The following is a 16,714-nucleotide window of genomic DNA, read 5'->3' as shown; positions in this document are numbered from 1 at the left end:
TTTATGTAGTTCAGTCATAACGGCTTATATCGGGCATGATATTCAGGAAACAAGACTATTAGCTGTCGACGAAAATAATCGATTATTGGATTAAATGTAAAGAAGTAAGGCTATGTTGTTTGTATAGCCTTACTTTATATGAGTATTGAATGGAGGATTAATTGTGACCCAAAATGATAATGAAAATGGAAAGTTGCCGGAGCAAGTTGAATCTTATTGGAGGACCGATATTGAGTTTCCACAGTTTCCAAGTTTAGAGGAAGATCTTCAAGTTGATGTCGTTATTGTAGGTGCAGGTATTACCGGAATTACATCCGCCTATCTGTTAGTTAATGAAGGCTTGAAAGTCGCTGTTATCGAAGCGGGAAAAGTGTTGAACGGGACAACTGGTCATACAACTGCCAAAATTACTGCTCAACATGATTTAATATACGATGAATTCATTCATAACATTGGAAGAAGTAACGCACGTTTGTATTATGAGGCGAACAGGGAAGCACTCAACTTTATCAAAGAAACAGTGGACCAACATAACATCGATTGTGATTTTAGCATGCAAGATGCGTACATATACGCCACTACAGAGAAATACGCACGCAAGATTGAAAAAGAAGCAGAAGCCTATGAAAAGATTGGCATAGAAGGGGGATTGGTTGATAGTATACCTTTTGAAATAGATTTTCAAAAGGTCCTTGTCATGAATAACCAAGCTCAGTTTCACCCAACCAAATATCTTGTCCATTTACTACAACTCATCACTGAAAAAGGCGGTCTTATCTTTGAAAACACGACAGCAGTGAATATTGAGACGGGAGATCATCCAGTCGTACTTACTCGTGAAGGACATAGCATAACCGCCAAACATGTTCTTGCTTGTTCTCATTTTCCGTTTTATGAGGGACTTGGGCTTTATTCTACAAGAATGCATGCAGATCGATCATATGCTCTTGCTATCAAAGCAAAAAAGAAATTTCCAGGTGGAATGTATTTAAGTGCCGATGAGCCGACACGTTCACTCCGATCTGTAATGGTAAACGGAGAAGAAATGGTCCTTATTGTTGGGGAAAGTCATAAGACCGGTCAAGGAATAGAGACGATGGAACATTACAAAGCGTTAGAGACTTTTGGTGAGGAAGTTTTTGGACTTGAGGAGATCGTCTATCGGTGGTCTGCACAAGATCTAATTACGCTGGACAAATTGCCTTACATTGGTGAATTAACATCAGGACAACCTAATATCCTGATTGCTACAGGTTTTAGGAAATGGGGAATGTCTAATGGAACAGCTGCAGCACTGTTATTCCGGGATATGATTCTAGACAAAGAGAACCCCTTTGAAAAGTTATTTACGCCTTCACGGTTCTATGCGCATCCGAGTTTGAAAAACTTCTTTAAGGAGAACGCCAACGTCGTCGGTCAATTAATTAAAGGAAAACTGGATTCACCAAAAACAAGGCCGGAAGACTTATCTAAGGGGGAAGGTGCCGTTATCACCCTTGAAGGACATCGAAAAGGTGCCTATAAAGATGATGAGGGCAAACTGCATATCGTAGATACAACCTGCACTCATATCGGATGTGAAGTCGAATGGAACAACGGTGACCGCACCTGGGATTGCCCGTGCCATGGGTCTAGGTTTTCATTTACTGGAGAAGTAATTGAAGGTCCTGCAGAAAAACCGCTAAAAAAATATGACTACAAAATGATTGAGAACTTTACATCCGAAGACTCAGGTTATTGACAGGAAACATCTTGCAGCAGTGGACTTCTACTGCTGTTTTTTTGTTTTTTAAAATACAAAAAACATTACGTTTCCATGGCGATATTGATATTCGAATGGCCTGATTGCTCTGGAAGAACCTTTGTGTGCATTCCAAGAGCATGATACCGGAGTTGAAGTGATATGATGGATAAGCATAATGTCAAAGCAACAGTAGTGAATACTGGCTACCATGGTTCGAATACAGGCAGTTTTGTTAATAGTAGTCGGGTTTATGTTATGTTTTGATCCTGAAAGTGTTTAATTGAAAGGTGGAGAAAAATGAGTATTAATGTTAAATACAAACCTATTATTTTTGCGTTTTTAATGGCCTTTAGTCTGTCCTTATTTATTTCATTTATTTTAGTCTCCATAAATAGAGGTTATAATAACACGTTTTTATTTTTATGGTTAAAAACTTGGTTACAGGCTTTTGTATTTGCTTTCTTCGGAGCTTACTTTTTTCCGAGAGTAATACAAAAAGTTATGAGGAAAATTAATTTTGTAGAGAATTAGAGTTAAAATATAAATAATTTTTACTAGAGCCAATCTGATTGCTCGCAGGGATGACGGTAACGAAGCAAGATTTTTTAGTAGGAATTTATAATAAATGTATAGTGAATTGGCCTAATTAAGGAAGGAGATTTCAAAATCGCGATTGTAACTTTTCTAATCATTGGATGGATATTAAGTTGGTTTAACTTTAATAAGTTATTTATTCAGGCAATCAAAGAACTATTTAAATTGGAAATTACAAATGCAAGCTACTATTTCGCGTTCTTTTGCAAAGGCTTTTTCGGTGATTTAATTTTATTTATTAAAGGAACTTATGAAATTATTTTACTGGGCTGATGAAAATACAAAATATGTGGAGGGGAAATGAAAAATGAAATCGGTAAAGGTTTATCATTATGATGCATTTAGTAAAGAAGCTAATAAAGGGAATCCAGCAGGAGTTGTTTTTAATGGGGATGACCTAACAGCTGAGATGATGCAAGAAATTGCTTTAAAAGTAGGATTTAATGAGACTGCTTTTCCAGTTAAATCTGAGGTAGCTGACCTTAGAATACGTTATTTTACACCAGGTCATGAAATGGATCTTTGTGGACACGCAACAATAGCTACAATTTATGCTTTAAGAACAAAAGGTTTGTTAGGAGATAAAATAGATATTACGATTGAAACAAAAGCAGGTATTTTACCAATAAAGATTAATGAAACAGCTGATACTGAAATAAACATAACGATGAAACAGATCCCGCCACAGTTTGAAGAATTTAGAGGTTCAAAGGAAGATTTAGCCAACTCAATGGGATTAATCAAAGAGGACATTGATGATGATTTACCGATTCTATACGGTAGTACAGGTACTTGGACACTATTGGTACCTATAAATAAACTTGATGCATTTAAAAAAATGAAACCTATTAATATGCTATTCCCCGCTATATTAAAAGAAATGCCAAAAACATCTATCCATCCTTTTTGTTTGGAAACCTATGATTCCAATGCACATATGCACGCTCGGCACTTCTCTTCACCTTATTCTGGTACTACAGAGGATGCAGTGACTGGAACTGCTTCGGGGGTAATGGGCGCATATTATGCTAAATACATAAACAGCAACTTTGAAAAAAATCTAAATCTAATAGTGGAGCAAGGGCAGGAAATTGAAAAAAATGGTCGGGTTATGGTGCGGGTATCTAAAAATAAAAATAGTTATGATATAGAAATTACTGGAAATGCTGTTTACGTTAAAGATTTCGAAGTGAATTTCTAAAGGTGGAATAAAGTTACTAAACCAAAGGATGCGCCGCATTCGTATCAGATTAATAATAACAACGAAAAAGCATCACCCATTGAAGGATGATGCTTTTTCGAAAAGTACTGATGCTAATAGCTTTATAAAGCATAGCCGCCTTTGCCGTATGGTCTTAGAAAGTTTTAAACCACCACTCCTCAAAGTGGGTGTTCGCAGAAACATTCCTGTATGTCCCAGTTGTCGAAAGAACTGGGCGTGTCATTTCTGTTTCTAGGTAAAACTCCCGTTTACAGCTTAAAGGTTAAAACTTAATGGGTATACGCACAACGCAGCTTCTATATATAGTGTATAACAATCAAAGTATATTATCAAATGAAAAATTTGGAATCCTGTTTTTTTAGCTTGAAAAAAGTCAGCCGCCTTTGCCGTATGGTCTTAGAAAGTTTTAAACCACCACTTCTCCAAGTGGGTGTTCGCAGAAACAATCCTGTATGTCCCAATTATCGAAAGAACTGGGCTTGCCATTCCTGTATCTAGGTAAAACTCCCGTTTACAGCTTAAAGGTTAAAACTTAATGGGTATACGCACAACGCAGCTTGTAAATATAGTTTACATCAACCGATTTGTAATTTCAAATGAAAGTATTGGAAATTCATTGCAAAACATTTGTATGATTTCCGTGTCAGGTGACGTAACAACGTTTATACTAGTAAGGAAAGATTTATGGGGAAAAGGAGAAAACAGCATGACAGGGAAAACACACATCGTAGGCGGCATTGCAGCAAGTCTTGCTTATGCACAATTAACAAATCATGATCCGATTATCATGCTAGGGGCAGGAGTGATTGGCGCATTGCTTCCTGACATCTGCCACGGCGGCAGTAAAATCGGAAGGAAATTGCCTTTGTTATCGAAACTTATCAATATGCTATTCGGTCATCGCACATTTACGCACAGTTTGTTGTTTTTAGTACTAATCGCAGCTTTATTGAATACATTCATTCCTAATGAAGCTGCCAAGGCGGGATTCATGGCAGGAATGGTGAGCCATTACATCCTAGATATGGCGACAAAAAATGGCATTAAACTGCTATTTCCGCTCAAGATGACTGTACGCTTTCCGTTGACGACAAGGACAGGTGGCGCCGTAGAAAACGTCGTATTTAGTATTTTATCGCTTTTATCATTTTATTTTGGATACGAAGCATTCGGTTTCTATATATAATCTTGTTAAATCTAAAAAAATGATGTCATCGCTCGCTTTTTTTCAAATGAGCAAGGCGAAAGAAAGGGATCATAAATTAATGGCAATACAAAAATTCAGGAAAACGGTCTTATTTGAATACATACAGATTATTTTCGGGGCTGCACTTGTTGGCTTGGCCTTCAATATTTTCTTATTACCATCTAGATTAGCTGCAGGCGGAGTATCCGGGATTAGTACAATTTTGTATGAACTTTTCCTATTTAATCCGGCGTACGTGCAATGGTTTATTAATATTCCATTATTATTTCTTGGAGTCATACTTGTCGGCAAGGAATTCAGTTTAAAAACACTAGTCGGTACATTTTTTGTACCGTTTGTTATTTGGTTAACAATGGACATGAAGCTCGCTGTCGACAATCCATTGTTGAGTGCGATTTATGGAGGCATTATGCTTGGTGTCGGTCTCGGCATTGTGTATAGGGGAAACGGTTCGACAGGCGGTACTGCTTTAATCGCTCAATTGGTCAAGAAATACACCGGCCTTTCGAGTGGCTTTTCCCAGTTGCTTGTAGATGGACTAGTTGTCGTCGCTTCGGCATTTGTCTTCAACTTCGAACTTGCACTTTATGCGATGATCGCAATTTATGTTACGAGTAAGGTAATTGACTTTGTTCAGTTGCAAACGTCACCGACTAAATTGGTTCTCATCATTACGGATAAAGAAGAGGAAATCCAAGACATCATCAAAAATGAAATCAATCGAGGATTAACGAAAATCAAAACAATCGGCGGCTATTCCAATCAAGAGAAAACAATGGTTTTATGTGTCGTCGAACAAGCAGAAGCCGTCTATTTCAAAAAGCTTCTTCAAAAAAAGGAGCCGACTTCGTTTGTCATCTTCTTGAATGCATCTGAAATTCTCGGCAGGGGCTTTTCTAAAGCGCAATATGACGTAGACGATATGAAATGATTTTCAACAAAATGACTTGACGCGGAGAGTATTTATCCGTATCAAGTCATTTTTGCTTGTTAAAAGGTTTTATTGTAGCGGATGTCGAAATAGACTGTATGTTTAAATTATTTGATTGATGGGAGGAATAGAGATGGCTTATACAGTAAAACAGGTTGATAATTTAGGGGAAATAGATATTGCCCATTTAGTGAAGGAAAGTGAAACAGAAGGGTATCGATTTTTAACACGGTTGGTCAATGACTATCAGGATGGAACAAATACGTTCAATAAACCGGGAGAAGCGCTTTTATCTGTTCGAAATGAAGTAGGTAATGTAGTAGCAATCGGCGGGGTGAATCAATCACCTTTTTCCGAAGATACACAAGTTGCTCGTTTGCAAAGATTTTACGTGCTGGATGAAGCTAGGCGGCAAGGTGTAGGATCCCTTTTACTCAAAGAAATCGTCGACCATTCACGAAGTACGTTCAATGAAGTGACAGTACGAACAGATTCATTCAAAGCAGATGCTTTTTATAGAGCAAATGGATTCGAATTGGACGACTCCGCTTCCGAGACGACACATTTATTGAAGTTATAGTAGCTGTCAACGGAATCGTTTCTGTGCCTTGCATGGAAGCGATTCTTAATTTTTATGGTCAAATTGAGGGGGATTGGAATGGGTTTCCGCATAGCAAATAGAGAGGATGCAACTGGTGTAACAAAAGTCCAGGTGGATAGTTGGAGGACGACATTCAAAGGGATTGTGCCGGACGATTTTTTGAATAACCTCTCATATGATAAACGGGAGCCGATTTGGAAGCGAGCGATTATCGAGAATAATTTATACATAGCAGAGGATGAAAATGGACATGTGATTGGATTTTCTGCAGGTGGAAAAGAACGTACGGGTACCTACAAAACGTATTTAGGTGAATTATATACGATTTTCATTTTGAAAGAGCACCAAGGAAAAGGGCTTGGGCGATCACTGGTCAAATTGGTAGTAGATGATTTAAAGAGAAATAATTTGAATTCAATGCTCATTTGGGTCATAAAAGAAAATCCAGCATGCCAATTTTATGAGGCATTAGGCGGAAAAGAAATTGACACACGAGAAATTGAAATTGGGGGCAAGAAGTTGAGTGAAGTTGCATATGGATGGAGTGATATATCAGATTAAAAATACTAACCAAATATGTTGAAATAGAGAATCATATTGAATTCGCTACGGCGCTAGGAGGTGCTTTACATAAAACTGGAAATTCACCCCAGCCTTATTTTATACACAGTATTTAATCCTACAACTTTTATAGGGTCATTCGTTGACAACTGGTATTCAAGATTTCTTCAATTAGTGCTTATTACATGGTGGGTATTAATTTAGTAAATCCCACAAACAACTTTTAGAATAGAGGGTAAATGGATGAAAAGGAACAATCATGCTCTAATCATTGGCGGTACGGGTATGCTTGCCGGAGTTTGTATTTACCTTGCAGGTGAAGATTATTCTGTTTCTGTCATTGGGCGTACATTGTCGAAATTTAAACGATTGCAAGAAGAAAGTGCGCCAAATTCTATATTTCCCCTTATGACTGATTACGATACAGATGATATATATGACGAAATTAATATAGCGCTTAGAGAACGTGGTCCGTTTGATCTTATTATCAGTTGGACACCAAATTACAGTGTGCTTGAGCGTATTTGTGAAATGAACCCTGGAGAAGCACCGTTTCGTGTATTTCATGTAAAGGGAAGCCGGCGGTATTTCGAAGATGAACATATCCGTATTCCTAGCTCGTGCAAATACCGGAAAATCTATTTGGGGTTTGTATTAGAAGACAGCGGTTCACGTTGGCTTATGCATAATGAGATTGCAAATGGAGTGATTAAGCAAATTGAAACAGATGAAAAGGTAGGCATAATAGGTCAAATCCATCCCTATGAGGCACGTCCAAAATAACTTTTTATAGTTGGTCGACCTGTTTTCCAGGTCTTCTTACAAAGATGAAAGGAGTGAGCGAGATATTAATTCGGATAGCACAGGTAGATGATGCAAAAGGAATTGCAAAAGTACATGTAGATAGTTGGAGAACGACATACAAAGGCATTGTACCGGACACTTTTTTAGAAAGCCTTTCCTACGAGAAGCGTGAGCTGATTTGGAAAAAGGGGATAACAGAGAATCACGTATACATAGCAGAAGATGAAAATGGGCAAGTCTTAGGATTTTCTACAGGTGGAAAAGAACGTACCGGGAAATATGAAGCATATACAGGGGAATTATATGCGATTTATCTCTTGAAAGAATACCAAGGACAAGGGATCGGGCGATTGCTTTTTCAGGCGGTTGTGGAAGATTTGAAAGATAATAATTTTAACTCAATGCTCATATGGGCGATAGAAGAGAACCCGGCTTGCCTATTCTATGAAGCGTTAGGTGGTAAGAAAATTGAAATTGAAGATATCGAAATTGCTGGTAAGAATTTGAGTGAAGTCGCATATGGATGGGGTGAAATGTGAAAATAAGGAAGTTGAGAAGATTATCTAGATTATTGCCCAAGAAATAATTAAAAAATTTTGTGTAGATAAGGTATATACGGGAATAGAAGTAAAGAACCTGTCATAAATTTAAACTTCCATTTTTTAGGTTATCAAGATGATTGTAAACATTACAATAATTGGCGATAAATCCAATATAGACGTTTTTGAAGTTCTTGAAAAGTGAATGTATCTCCGTTATTAGTTAGTTTCGAGTGCTCTGTTTAGTACTACTGCAATTATCTTTTCCAAGCAATTAGCATACTATCTAAAGAAGCATAATGATGCTCAGGAAAGGTGGAGGCAAATGTATTATCCGTATGCACAACAAATGAGTCGACGGCAACATCGCGTTATGACTGTTACTGGGATTGGGAGTCTTTCAGTTGCCCCGGATACAGCTCAAATTCAATTGGAAGTAATTACAGAAGCTAAACAACTTAGCCATGCACAGCAAGAAAATGCTTATTTGATGAATCAAGTCATTGAATCATTACTGAAATTAGGAATTGCAAGGAAAAATATACAAACTGTTTCGTATAATATACTTCCTGAATATGACTATATTGAAGGTGAACAAATATTTAGAGGATACGAAGTGACAAATGCAATCACTGTAAAAATTTCAGATATTGATCAAGTTGGAAATGTGATAGACGTGGCTGTTCAAAACGGGGCTAACAGGGTTTCAAACATTCAGTTCACTGTTGAAGATGAACAACTTCATTATCAAGAAGCATTGAGCCTAGCATTGAAAAATGCTCTCGTTAAAGCGCAAACCATTGCTGCGACAATGCAGCTGCAACTTGACCCTCAGCCAATTAAAATTGTAGAAGAATTAAAAGCAGAACCCATCTTATATCGTTCTTTTTCAGCGAAGGAAATGGCAGTGGCAACTCCGATTGAACAAGGACAAATCACGATTAACGCTACTGTAAGAGTTGAATTTCAATATTAAAACGGAATCCCAGTAATGATGAAAAATTAAGAGAGTAGGAGAGAAATGGACGCTGAAAAAACTGCTGTATACCAATCACCAGTTGGAAGGATATTTGAAAAATTTAGACGGCAGCGGGACGTATCGTTGGTTTTCGGTGAACCGGTTGAATTTAAAAACAAAAAAGTTCTTCCTGTAGCAAAGATCAATTATATCGTTGGCGGAGGAGGGGGTTATTCAGAAGAAACTGGAAACTCTTCGGTAGGCCAAGGAGAAGGAGGTGGGGGGCGTATTGCCATCCGACCTCTAGGGGTCTATGAAATAGATTCGGAAAAAGTTAAGTTTAGACCTATCATTGACCCTAAATTCACTTTAATACTCTTTTCTGTTTTCACATTGGGTCTAATTCGGTTATTGAAAAATGCTCGTTAAATATGTATTTGTTTAAGGGAGAATCATTATATGCTGTATCGCAGAAAAACGTACAAGATAGAACCGCCGATGTACGAAACGTTTACACAGTTTTTCCACACCTATTTGCTTCCGAATCAGCTGACGCATGGGGCGCAGCTGGTTGGACGGTGGGTTGATGAAGAACTGACGGAGATTATGGCATTATGGTCATACGATAGCAGAGCACATTATGAAACGGTGGATGCCGCCATCCGAGCTTCTGAAATGCATACACAAGCGCAAAGACATCGAAAAACATTCGGTTCGTTATATACCTCATCAAATGAAGAGTTTTTCACTTCGACAGGGGATTATGGGCAATCTAAACAGATTGTTGCTGTTAGTGGTTACATTGTAAATGAGGAAGGACAGGTATTGCTTGTACGGAACAATCACCGAAATGATACATATGAAATGCCGGGTGGACGAGTTGAGCCAGGTGAAACGTTAAAAGAAGCGGTTAAACGGGAAGTGCTAGAAGAAACAGGCATCTACGCTGAAATCGGTGACATGGTCGGCGTTTATCAAAATATCACGGCGGGCATCATCTGTATAGTTTTCCGTGGGAGAGTCATTACTGGTGTGCCGGCTGCACAGCCTCCTGAAACGATTGACGTACAATTTGTTGACTTTGATAAAGAACAAGTAGAAGACTGGATAAAACGCCCGCAATTCGTTTCTAGAGTGAAGGATGCCTTGAATAAAGAGACGATTGCCAATGAGGGTTATGAAGTGAGGCCATATCGATTGGTCGAGCGTTCATGAATAATCACTCTTGGGTTGGAAGTGAAAAGGACTTTATCGATGAACGGGATGTTCGGTGGGTTAATCGGATGGCAGTTGGTCGTTTTGGAGGCAATTCTTCAGCGGGACAAACCAAGAACGAGGATGGCTTTGTTATTTGGCAAAATGAGGATTGGGAATTCGCGGCTATTTTGGATGCACATAAAAGTGCCGAAAGTGCGAAACTTGTCATTGATACACTTGAACAGTTTAAAAGTGATTTTGTAGAGAATATAAACATAAAGGGTTTTCTTGATTTTAAATATTTGGAAGTAAAGCTCCTTGAGATTTTTCAATCCAAGAAGTTTTTGGACAAATGCAGGTGTGTCACAGGAGAAACGGCTTGTCTTATCGTAGTGAGGAAAGCTAATTATGTATGGTGGTTTTCCGTTGGAGATTGCCTAGTATACGTATTACATCCGGATCTGATTGCGCTGAACCAATTTCAACTCAACCAAAGGCAATTCTTCGAGTGGATTGGTCAGGTGAATACGTTTGAGCAAGCAGTACCATGCTACACTTCAGGAACAAGAGAATTGAGAAAAGGGAACAACCTTATTTTTTTGACGACTGACGGTTTGGTGGAATGCCCAGGTGAACCTTTTTCGAATCCATCAAATCTTGTTGCTGAGCTGAATGAAAAAAAACTCGATGAAGGTATTTCACAGTTGTTAACGGAAATTGAAAGACAAAATGTACGAGACAGTACAACAATTGTTGCATGGAATGTGGAAGTAGAAAAGGAAGGCAGCATCCCGAGCGATTATAGGGGATAAAGGAAGATTTAAAGCAAGCGCAGAACGCAGACTGAGTATAAATAAACTCCCGCGTCAGCATGACGCTGGCGCGAGGGTTCATCGTTTTACTTACTCATTTTCTTTTTCTTGCATTTGGATTCATACGTTCTCGCTTTGGTTTCAGGGAACTCAGTTCAGCAAACTCGCGAGCAATTTCTTCACTCATGTCACCAGGTTTTATTTTTTGGTTTTTCGGTGTCTGCGGTAACGAACGCGCATTGTTCCCGCCAGTTTTGTTGTCATCTCTCCCCATTGTAACAGCTCCTTTCATTTCAATAAGTACTTTGTTAAGGTGGCTTTATAAGAGGGATTTATCCGATGAAAATTTTTGCAATAGAAAAAGACCTTTTACAATAGTAAGTTAAGTAGTATAATGGAAGTTAATTAAATATTCTTATCAAGAGAAGCAGAGGGAATTGGCCCTGTGAAGCTTCAGCAACCTCTGACCTAGTCAGGAAGGTGCTACCTCCAACAAGATCAATTCTTGAGAGATAAGAGCTTAGAGCCTAAAAAGAACCCTCTTTTCTTATCATACAGAAAAAAGGGTTTTTTATATTTTAAAAAGGTAGGAAGTTATAAGGTTTTCAATATGAATTGCATCGAGTTGCAGGAGCCTACCGCTATTTAAAAAATCATACATATAAAATCGAAAAGGGGATACGACAAATGCCAATCAATATACCGAAACAATTACCGGCAGTAGAACTATTGAAGAAGGAAAAAATATTCGTGATGGATGAAGATCGTGCAACATCTCAAGATATACGTCCTATGACTATTGCAATTCTAAATTTAATGCCTGAGAAAGAAAGAACTGAGTTACAGCTACTACGATTGCTGGGAAATACACCGTTGCAAGTAAATGTTACATTTTTGAATACAGCAACACATGATTCGAAAAATGTTAGTAAAACACATCTAGATGCATACTATGCGACATTTGAACAAGTGAAACATCGCCGTTTCGATGGCTTGATCATTACCGGTGCACCTATTGAGCATTTGGAATTTGAAGATGTTAACTACTGGAAAGAATTAACGGCAATTATGGAATGGTCAAAATTAAATGTAACATCAGTTTTACATATTTGTTGGGGTGCTCAAGCAGCTCTTTATCATCATTATGGAATTGGAAAATTTGAATTGCCGAAAAAATGCTCAGGCGTTTTTACACATCGTTTATCCGATCCTACCATCAATCTTTCACGAGGCTTTAATGATGAATTCAGAGCGCCGCATTCACGTTATACGTCTGTCTCAATAGAAGAAATTGAAAATGATCCTCGTTTACTTCTACTCGCCAAGTCTGAAGATGCAGGAGCTTTCATAGTCCTTTCCAAAGACAACAAACATATTATGGTTACAGGTCATTTGGAATATGACGCGGATACACTTGCGGAGGAATATGCACGTGACCTTAAAAGAGGGGTAGACATTGAGATACCACAAAACTATTTTCCGAATGATGATCCCACTAAAGAACCTTTGAACACATGGCGCTCACATACTCATTTGCTTTTCTCTAATTGGCTTAATTATTATGTCTATCAAGAAACGCCTTATGTGTGGGAATAACTGTTTAATGACCTTTTTATCGTATAGTGCATAAGATAATACGACAAAGGGGGAAAAAGTGTGGGGTTGTTTATCAATGAAAAAGGGCATCCGAATGTCTTTAAAAATAATGAGGACATTAAAAATCAAAATCAAGAACACTTCAAAATAGACCCTTTAGCGGAATGGATGAAAGAACAGAAGGAAGCGACCGAAACAACCAACCGCCGGTTTAATATGATGGAGAACTTACTGAAACGACAAAGTAAAGCACAATCAAATCGAATGATATCAATCCATGAACAACTATCGGGATTAAAAGAAAATGATATCCGTCGTGAAAGTTTTGAGAAGGAAGCACAAAATTCGTTTTCGAAATTAGAAGATAAGAATCAAGTGCTTCTTGAGAGGTTTTGGAACCTGAGAAATTTGAATCAGGATTATAATTTGCAAGTAAAGGGTATAAGTCAATCAAATCAAGAAATTATAAAGCGCATTGAAATAATTACATCTGCAAACGAGGAAGTACTCTTTAAAATAAATGAGCAGATGAATCAGCAACAGCAATTATCTGACCAATTTTCGCAGCATAAGAACGTTCAAAAGGATGTAATCATAAGGTTGGACAACCAAGAGGGATTGTTGGAGAAGGTAGTAAGACAACTGGATAATCTCCGCTCTGCCCTTTACGAGCGAACATCCTTTTTAACAAGAAAAATAGAAGGCAGCTATAATACGACAACTTCGCGCGTTCCTAAAGTACTGAGCGGACAGGAACAAAATTCGACACGTTTCATGTTGAATCACAAGCAGGAAGAAAAAGAGGAAAATACTGAATGAACAGGTGACGCTCACTTGATTTGAATCCAAACATGGTAATTGATACAGAGAGAGCAGTCCAACAGTCATTTCACATGGCTATTGGATGTGCTCTCTTTTTAATAATTATACTTCAAGATACTTACATGTATAGGCGATAGGTAATAATGGAACACTTCCTCTATAGTGGAGGTGTGGTTTTGGATAAATTTTTAGAAGTGGATTTTTGGGAAATGATCATTAGGACAACGTCTGCATTTCTAGTCCTTCTTATACTTGCCCGGTTTTTAGGGAAAAAGCAAATTTCTCAGCTAACTTTTTTCCATTATGTTACCGGTATTACAATTGGGTCAATTGCAGCAGATATAGCAGGAGAATCTAGAACGCCATTTTTAAATGGGGTGATCTCAATGATCTGGTGGGCATTTTTGACAATGCTAATGAGTTATATTGCATTTAAATCTAAGAAAGCACGAATAATACTAGATGATCAGCCGACTATTGTCATATATGAAGGAAAACTCGTTGAAGAGTCAATGAAGAAATTACGTCTGCATTTAAATGATTTAACGATGATGTTGCGTGAACAAAGTATTTTTTCATATACAGACGACCATTATGCGCTTCTTGAAACAAATGGACAGTTAAGTGTCTTAAAGAAAGTGGAATTACAAGGGGCTACAAAAAAAGACGTAAATGCTAACGCTCCTGCTCCCAAATATCTTCCGACTGAACTAATTGCAGAAGGGAAAATTGCCACAAGGAATTTAAGAGAGCTGAATCTGACGGAAGAGTGTTTGTACGAACAATTAAAAAAGCAGGGTGTTGGTAAAGTTGAACACGTATTCTTTGCTGAAGTACAAACGGACGGCAGTCTCCAAATTGAAATGAAGAAAAATGCGGAAAGTTGAAAAAAACGTCGAAAAAAGGGAGGTATCCCTTTTTTACGACGTTTTTATACTGGTTCTATTTAATGGACAGCGAGCGAAAGGGCAGAAGCCCCTGATTCTATTGCCGCTTTACTCACAGCTTCTGTGACCGCTTTTACAACGCGTTCATCAAAAGGATCAGGAACAATATAGTCTTCATGCAAATCGGAATCGTCAATGACAGAAGCAATGGCAAAAGTAGCTGCAAGCTTCATGCTTTCGTTGATTTCGGTTGCACGCACATCTAGAGCGCCTCGGAAAATACCTGGAAATGCAAGCACATTATTCACTTGATTTGCAAAATCGGATCTACCTGTTGCCATAATACGTACCCCTAATTCCTTCGCTAAAGCAGGTGCAATTTCAGGGTCGGGATTAGCTAAAGCAAAGATAATTGGATTGGAGTTCATGCAGTCGATATCGTCTTTTGATAAAATGTTGGCCGCAGAAACACCAATAAAGACATCTGCACCTGTCATAGCGGTTTGTAAAGACCCTTGTAGACCGTGTGGGTTTGTAATTTGTGCAATTTCGTCTTTAGTCGGATTCATACCATCAGGACGGCCTGTGTAAATAATGCCTTTTGAATCACAGATGACAATTTGTTCAAAACCAATGTTCAACAGGTGTTTTACAATTGCAATCCCGGCGGCACCAGCTCCATTTACAGCTATTCTAAGGGTTGCCATATTTTTTTTGACGACTTTCATAGCATTAATTAATCCAGCGGCAACGACGATAGCAGTACCATGCTGATCATCGTGGAATACTGGGATATTGCATTCCTCGCGTAATCTCTTTTCAATTTCAAAACAGCGCGGGGCTGAAATGTCCTCTAAATTAATTCCGCCAAATGTCGGGCTTATAGCTTTGATTGTTTGAACGATGGTGTCCACATCTTTTGTACCTAAACAGATTGGGAACGAATCAATATTGGCGTATCGCTTTAACAATAGAGCTTTTCCTTCCATTACAGGAAGTGCCGCTTCTGGTCCAATATCACCCAAACCTAACACAGCAGATCCATCTGTAATCACTGCTACTAAATTCCCTTTGATTGTGTAGTCATATACTGCGTTGGGGTTTTTGGCAATCTCTATACACGGTTCTGCAACTCCTGGTGAATAAGCTAGGCTAAGATCCCTACTATTTTCAAGTGGAACCTTTGAAATAACTTCCATTTTGCCCTTGTGAATTTGATGCATTTCTAAAGATGACCGGTAAGAACTCGTCATTTAACATACCCCATTCCATTGTAGTGTTTTTATCTGTTGTTATAAATTATTAACATGAAGCAGATAATAATGCAAGAGTGAAAATTCCGTACAATTAGAAAATTTAGCGAATGGAGCGCTTACATTGCTTTTATATCAGTGTTTGCTTAAAATCAAAAATAATTCGAAAAAAAGCTCATTTAATAAAATTATCGGAAATAATGAATCTTCAAGAAAAAAATATGGTACATTAAAAGGGGCAGGCAACTAAGATTAGAAATGTGAAAGTAGATGCTGACTTTATGAAAAATATAGTAATTATTGGTTTGTTTTATTTAATAGGACTTGCATTATTGTCTTTAGGGATTTGTTTAATGATTCTTTCTGATTTGGGTGCGGGACCTTGGGATGCTCTGTATGTGGGGCTTTCAGATATTATTGGATTTACGGTAGGAAGTTGGGTCTTTATTGTTGGCGTGCTATTGATCATTATAAATAGTGTCCTACTAAAAAAAGTACCGGATTTCTCAGCGATTATAACAATATTAATCATTGGTTCTTTTATCGATTTTTGGTTGCTAATCGTATTTTCTACGTACTCGGTAACCGGAATGGCTATGAGAATCTTCTTATTAACAGCAGGAATTGTTATTATTGGAATAGGTATTTGCTTTAAACTTCAATCAAGTTTTGCTAGAAATCCTGTGGATAACTTGATGATGGCCTTACAATCACTTTCAGGAAAAAGTTTGGCTGTAACAAAAACAGTGATGGAAGTATTTATCCTAGTTTTGGCATTTTTTATTGGAGGACCTATTGGCATTGGAACAATCATTGTTACCTTTGCTATTGGACCACTTATTCATATCATCTATCCGCCAGTAACGAAATTTAGAAACCGAATTTGTATGACAGAAATAAACAAAAAACCAACATCCTTTTGAGTGGATGTTGGTTTTTGTAGTTTGGACGTAGGGTACGTTTAAAATCTGTCATACTGGCTAATT

At 37.9% G+C, this 16,714-nt stretch carries 19 protein-coding genes, 2 other RNA genes and 1 riboswitch; of the genes, 17 read left to right on the top strand and 4 right to left on the bottom strand.

What is annotated here, in order from left to right; translation table 11 throughout:
• Positions 1 to 163 precede the first annotated feature (163 nt).
• From AC1TO6_RS02135 to AC1TO6_RS02125, 3 genes are all read left to right on the top strand, one after another.
• On the top strand, positions 164 to 1,741 hold the full coding sequence (locus AC1TO6_RS02135; RefSeq protein WP_482099952.1) for an FAD-dependent oxidoreductase: 1,578 nt from the start codon (positions 164 to 166) through the stop codon (positions 1,739 to 1,741).
• A gap of 300 nt (positions 1,742 to 2,041) precedes the next feature.
• On the top strand, positions 2,042 to 2,275 hold the full coding sequence (locus tag AC1TO6_RS02130; protein WP_482099951.1) for a DUF2798 domain-containing protein: 234 nt from the start codon (positions 2,042 to 2,044) through the stop codon (positions 2,273 to 2,275).
• A gap of 370 nt (positions 2,276 to 2,645) precedes the next feature.
• Positions 2,646 to 3,539, top strand: a complete 894-nt coding sequence (locus AC1TO6_RS02125; RefSeq protein ID WP_482099950.1) for a PhzF family phenazine biosynthesis isomerase — start codon at positions 2,646 to 2,648, stop codon at positions 3,537 to 3,539.
• A 128-nt stretch (positions 3,540 to 3,667) separates the two neighbouring features.
• On the opposite strand, the gene ssrS (AC1TO6_RS02120) is transcribed toward AC1TO6_RS02125, so the two are convergent.
• Both ssrS (AC1TO6_RS02120) and ssrS (AC1TO6_RS02115) read right to left on the bottom strand, forming a co-directional pair.
• Positions 3,668 to 3,859: non-coding RNA, 6S RNA (ssrS, locus tag AC1TO6_RS02120), on the bottom strand.
• Positions 3,860 to 3,930: 71 nt separating this feature from the next.
• A non-coding RNA gene (ssrS, locus tag AC1TO6_RS02115) (6S RNA) lies at positions 3,931 to 4,122 on the bottom strand.
• A gap of 144 nt (positions 4,123 to 4,266) precedes the next feature.
• Here ssrS (AC1TO6_RS02115) and AC1TO6_RS02110 point away from each other — a divergent pair.
• The 10 genes from AC1TO6_RS02110 to AC1TO6_RS02065 all read left to right on the top strand — a co-directional run bounded on the left by AC1TO6_RS02110 (position 4,267) and on the right by AC1TO6_RS02065 (position 11,170).
• Positions 4,267 to 4,746 (top strand): metal-dependent hydrolase, encoded by a 480-nt coding sequence (locus AC1TO6_RS02110; protein WP_482099949.1) that lies wholly within the window; start codon positions 4,267 to 4,269, stop codon positions 4,744 to 4,746.
• Positions 4,747 to 4,825: 79 nt separating this feature from the next.
• Positions 4,826 to 5,698: a YitT family protein gene (locus tag AC1TO6_RS02105; protein WP_482099948.1), complete on the top strand. Its 873-nt coding sequence runs from the start codon at positions 4,826 to 4,828 to the stop codon at positions 5,696 to 5,698.
• A gap of 133 nt (positions 5,699 to 5,831) precedes the next feature.
• A complete protein-coding gene (locus AC1TO6_RS02100; RefSeq protein WP_482099947.1) occupies positions 5,832 to 6,278 on the top strand; it encodes a GNAT family N-acetyltransferase in 447 nt (148 codons plus the stop codon).
• A gap of 78 nt (positions 6,279 to 6,356) precedes the next feature.
• Complete coding sequence (locus AC1TO6_RS02095; RefSeq protein WP_482099946.1) at positions 6,357 to 6,860, top strand: N-acetyltransferase family protein; 504 nt, start codon at positions 6,357 to 6,359, stop codon at positions 6,858 to 6,860.
• A 243-nt stretch (positions 6,861 to 7,103) separates the two neighbouring features.
• The gene (locus AC1TO6_RS02090; protein ID WP_482099945.1) at positions 7,104 to 7,643 is read left to right on the top strand and encodes a Rossmann-fold NAD(P)-binding domain-containing protein; all 540 of its coding nucleotides are present in this window, start codon (positions 7,104 to 7,106) and stop codon (positions 7,641 to 7,643) included.
• Positions 7,644 to 7,696: 53 nt separating this feature from the next.
• Positions 7,697 to 8,203, top strand: a complete 507-nt coding sequence (locus AC1TO6_RS02085; protein ID WP_482099944.1) for an N-acetyltransferase family protein — start codon at positions 7,697 to 7,699, stop codon at positions 8,201 to 8,203.
• Between the two features lie 325 nt (positions 8,204 to 8,528).
• The gene (locus AC1TO6_RS02080) at positions 8,529 to 9,179 is read left to right on the top strand and encodes an SIMPL domain-containing protein (protein ID WP_482099943.1); all 651 of its coding nucleotides are present in this window, start codon (positions 8,529 to 8,531) and stop codon (positions 9,177 to 9,179) included.
• Positions 9,180 to 9,224: 45 nt separating this feature from the next.
• Positions 9,225 to 9,590: a spore germination protein GerW family protein gene (locus AC1TO6_RS02075; RefSeq protein WP_482099942.1), complete on the top strand. Its 366-nt coding sequence runs from the start codon at positions 9,225 to 9,227 to the stop codon at positions 9,588 to 9,590.
• A gap of 30 nt (positions 9,591 to 9,620) precedes the next feature.
• Positions 9,621 to 10,376 (top strand): NUDIX domain-containing protein, encoded by a 756-nt coding sequence (locus tag AC1TO6_RS02070; RefSeq protein WP_482099941.1) that lies wholly within the window; start codon positions 9,621 to 9,623, stop codon positions 10,374 to 10,376.
• Positions 10,373 to 11,170 carry a PP2C family serine/threonine-protein phosphatase gene (locus AC1TO6_RS02065; protein WP_482099940.1) on the top strand — a complete coding sequence of 266 codons (798 nt, stop codon included), beginning with the start codon at positions 10,373 to 10,375 and terminating at the stop codon, positions 11,168 to 11,170. The genes AC1TO6_RS02070 and AC1TO6_RS02065 overlap by 4 nt, the downstream gene beginning before the upstream one ends.
• Positions 11,171 to 11,264: 94 nt before the next feature.
• Here AC1TO6_RS02065 and AC1TO6_RS02060 read toward each other — a convergent pair whose 3' ends face one another.
• A complete protein-coding gene (locus AC1TO6_RS02060) occupies positions 11,265 to 11,444 on the bottom strand; it encodes a hypothetical protein (protein ID WP_482099939.1) in 180 nt (59 codons plus the stop codon).
• Between the two features lie 138 nt (positions 11,445 to 11,582).
• Positions 11,583 to 11,689, top strand: a riboswitch (SAM riboswitch).
• A gap of 168 nt (positions 11,690 to 11,857) precedes the next feature.
• Between AC1TO6_RS02060 and metA the strand changes: the two genes are divergently transcribed.
• From metA to AC1TO6_RS02045, 3 genes are all read left to right on the top strand, one after another.
• The gene (gene metA / locus AC1TO6_RS02055; protein WP_482099938.1) at positions 11,858 to 12,766 is read left to right on the top strand and encodes a homoserine O-acetyltransferase MetA; all 909 of its coding nucleotides are present in this window, start codon (positions 11,858 to 11,860) and stop codon (positions 12,764 to 12,766) included.
• A gap of 60 nt (positions 12,767 to 12,826) precedes the next feature.
• Positions 12,827 to 13,585 (top strand): hypothetical protein, encoded by a 759-nt coding sequence (locus AC1TO6_RS02050; protein ID WP_482099937.1) that lies wholly within the window; start codon positions 12,827 to 12,829, stop codon positions 13,583 to 13,585.
• Positions 13,586 to 13,764: 179 nt separating this feature from the next.
• On the top strand, positions 13,765 to 14,475 hold the full coding sequence (locus tag AC1TO6_RS02045; RefSeq protein WP_482099936.1) for a YetF domain-containing protein: 711 nt from the start codon (positions 13,765 to 13,767) through the stop codon (positions 14,473 to 14,475).
• 59 nt (positions 14,476 to 14,534) lie between these two features.
• Here AC1TO6_RS02045 and AC1TO6_RS02040 read toward each other — a convergent pair whose 3' ends face one another.
• The gene (locus AC1TO6_RS02040; RefSeq protein WP_482099935.1) at positions 14,535 to 15,728 is read right to left on the bottom strand and encodes an NAD(P)-dependent malic enzyme; all 1,194 of its coding nucleotides are present in this window, start codon (positions 15,726 to 15,728) and stop codon (positions 14,535 to 14,537) included.
• Between the two features lie 260 nt (positions 15,729 to 15,988).
• Here AC1TO6_RS02040 and AC1TO6_RS02035 point away from each other — a divergent pair, with 260 nt between their 5' ends.
• Positions 15,989 to 16,651, top strand: coding sequence for a YczE/YyaS/YitT family protein (locus tag AC1TO6_RS02035; protein WP_482099934.1), 663 nt, complete (start codon positions 15,989 to 15,991; stop codon positions 16,649 to 16,651).
• The last annotated feature ends 63 nt before the right edge of the window (positions 16,652 to 16,714 follow it).

The sequence above is a fragment of the Sporosarcina sp. Y352 genome, assembly GCF_056786535.1.
The sequence above is the reverse complement of the archived record's forward strand: the minus strand, read 5'-3'. Positions and strand labels throughout refer to the sequence as shown.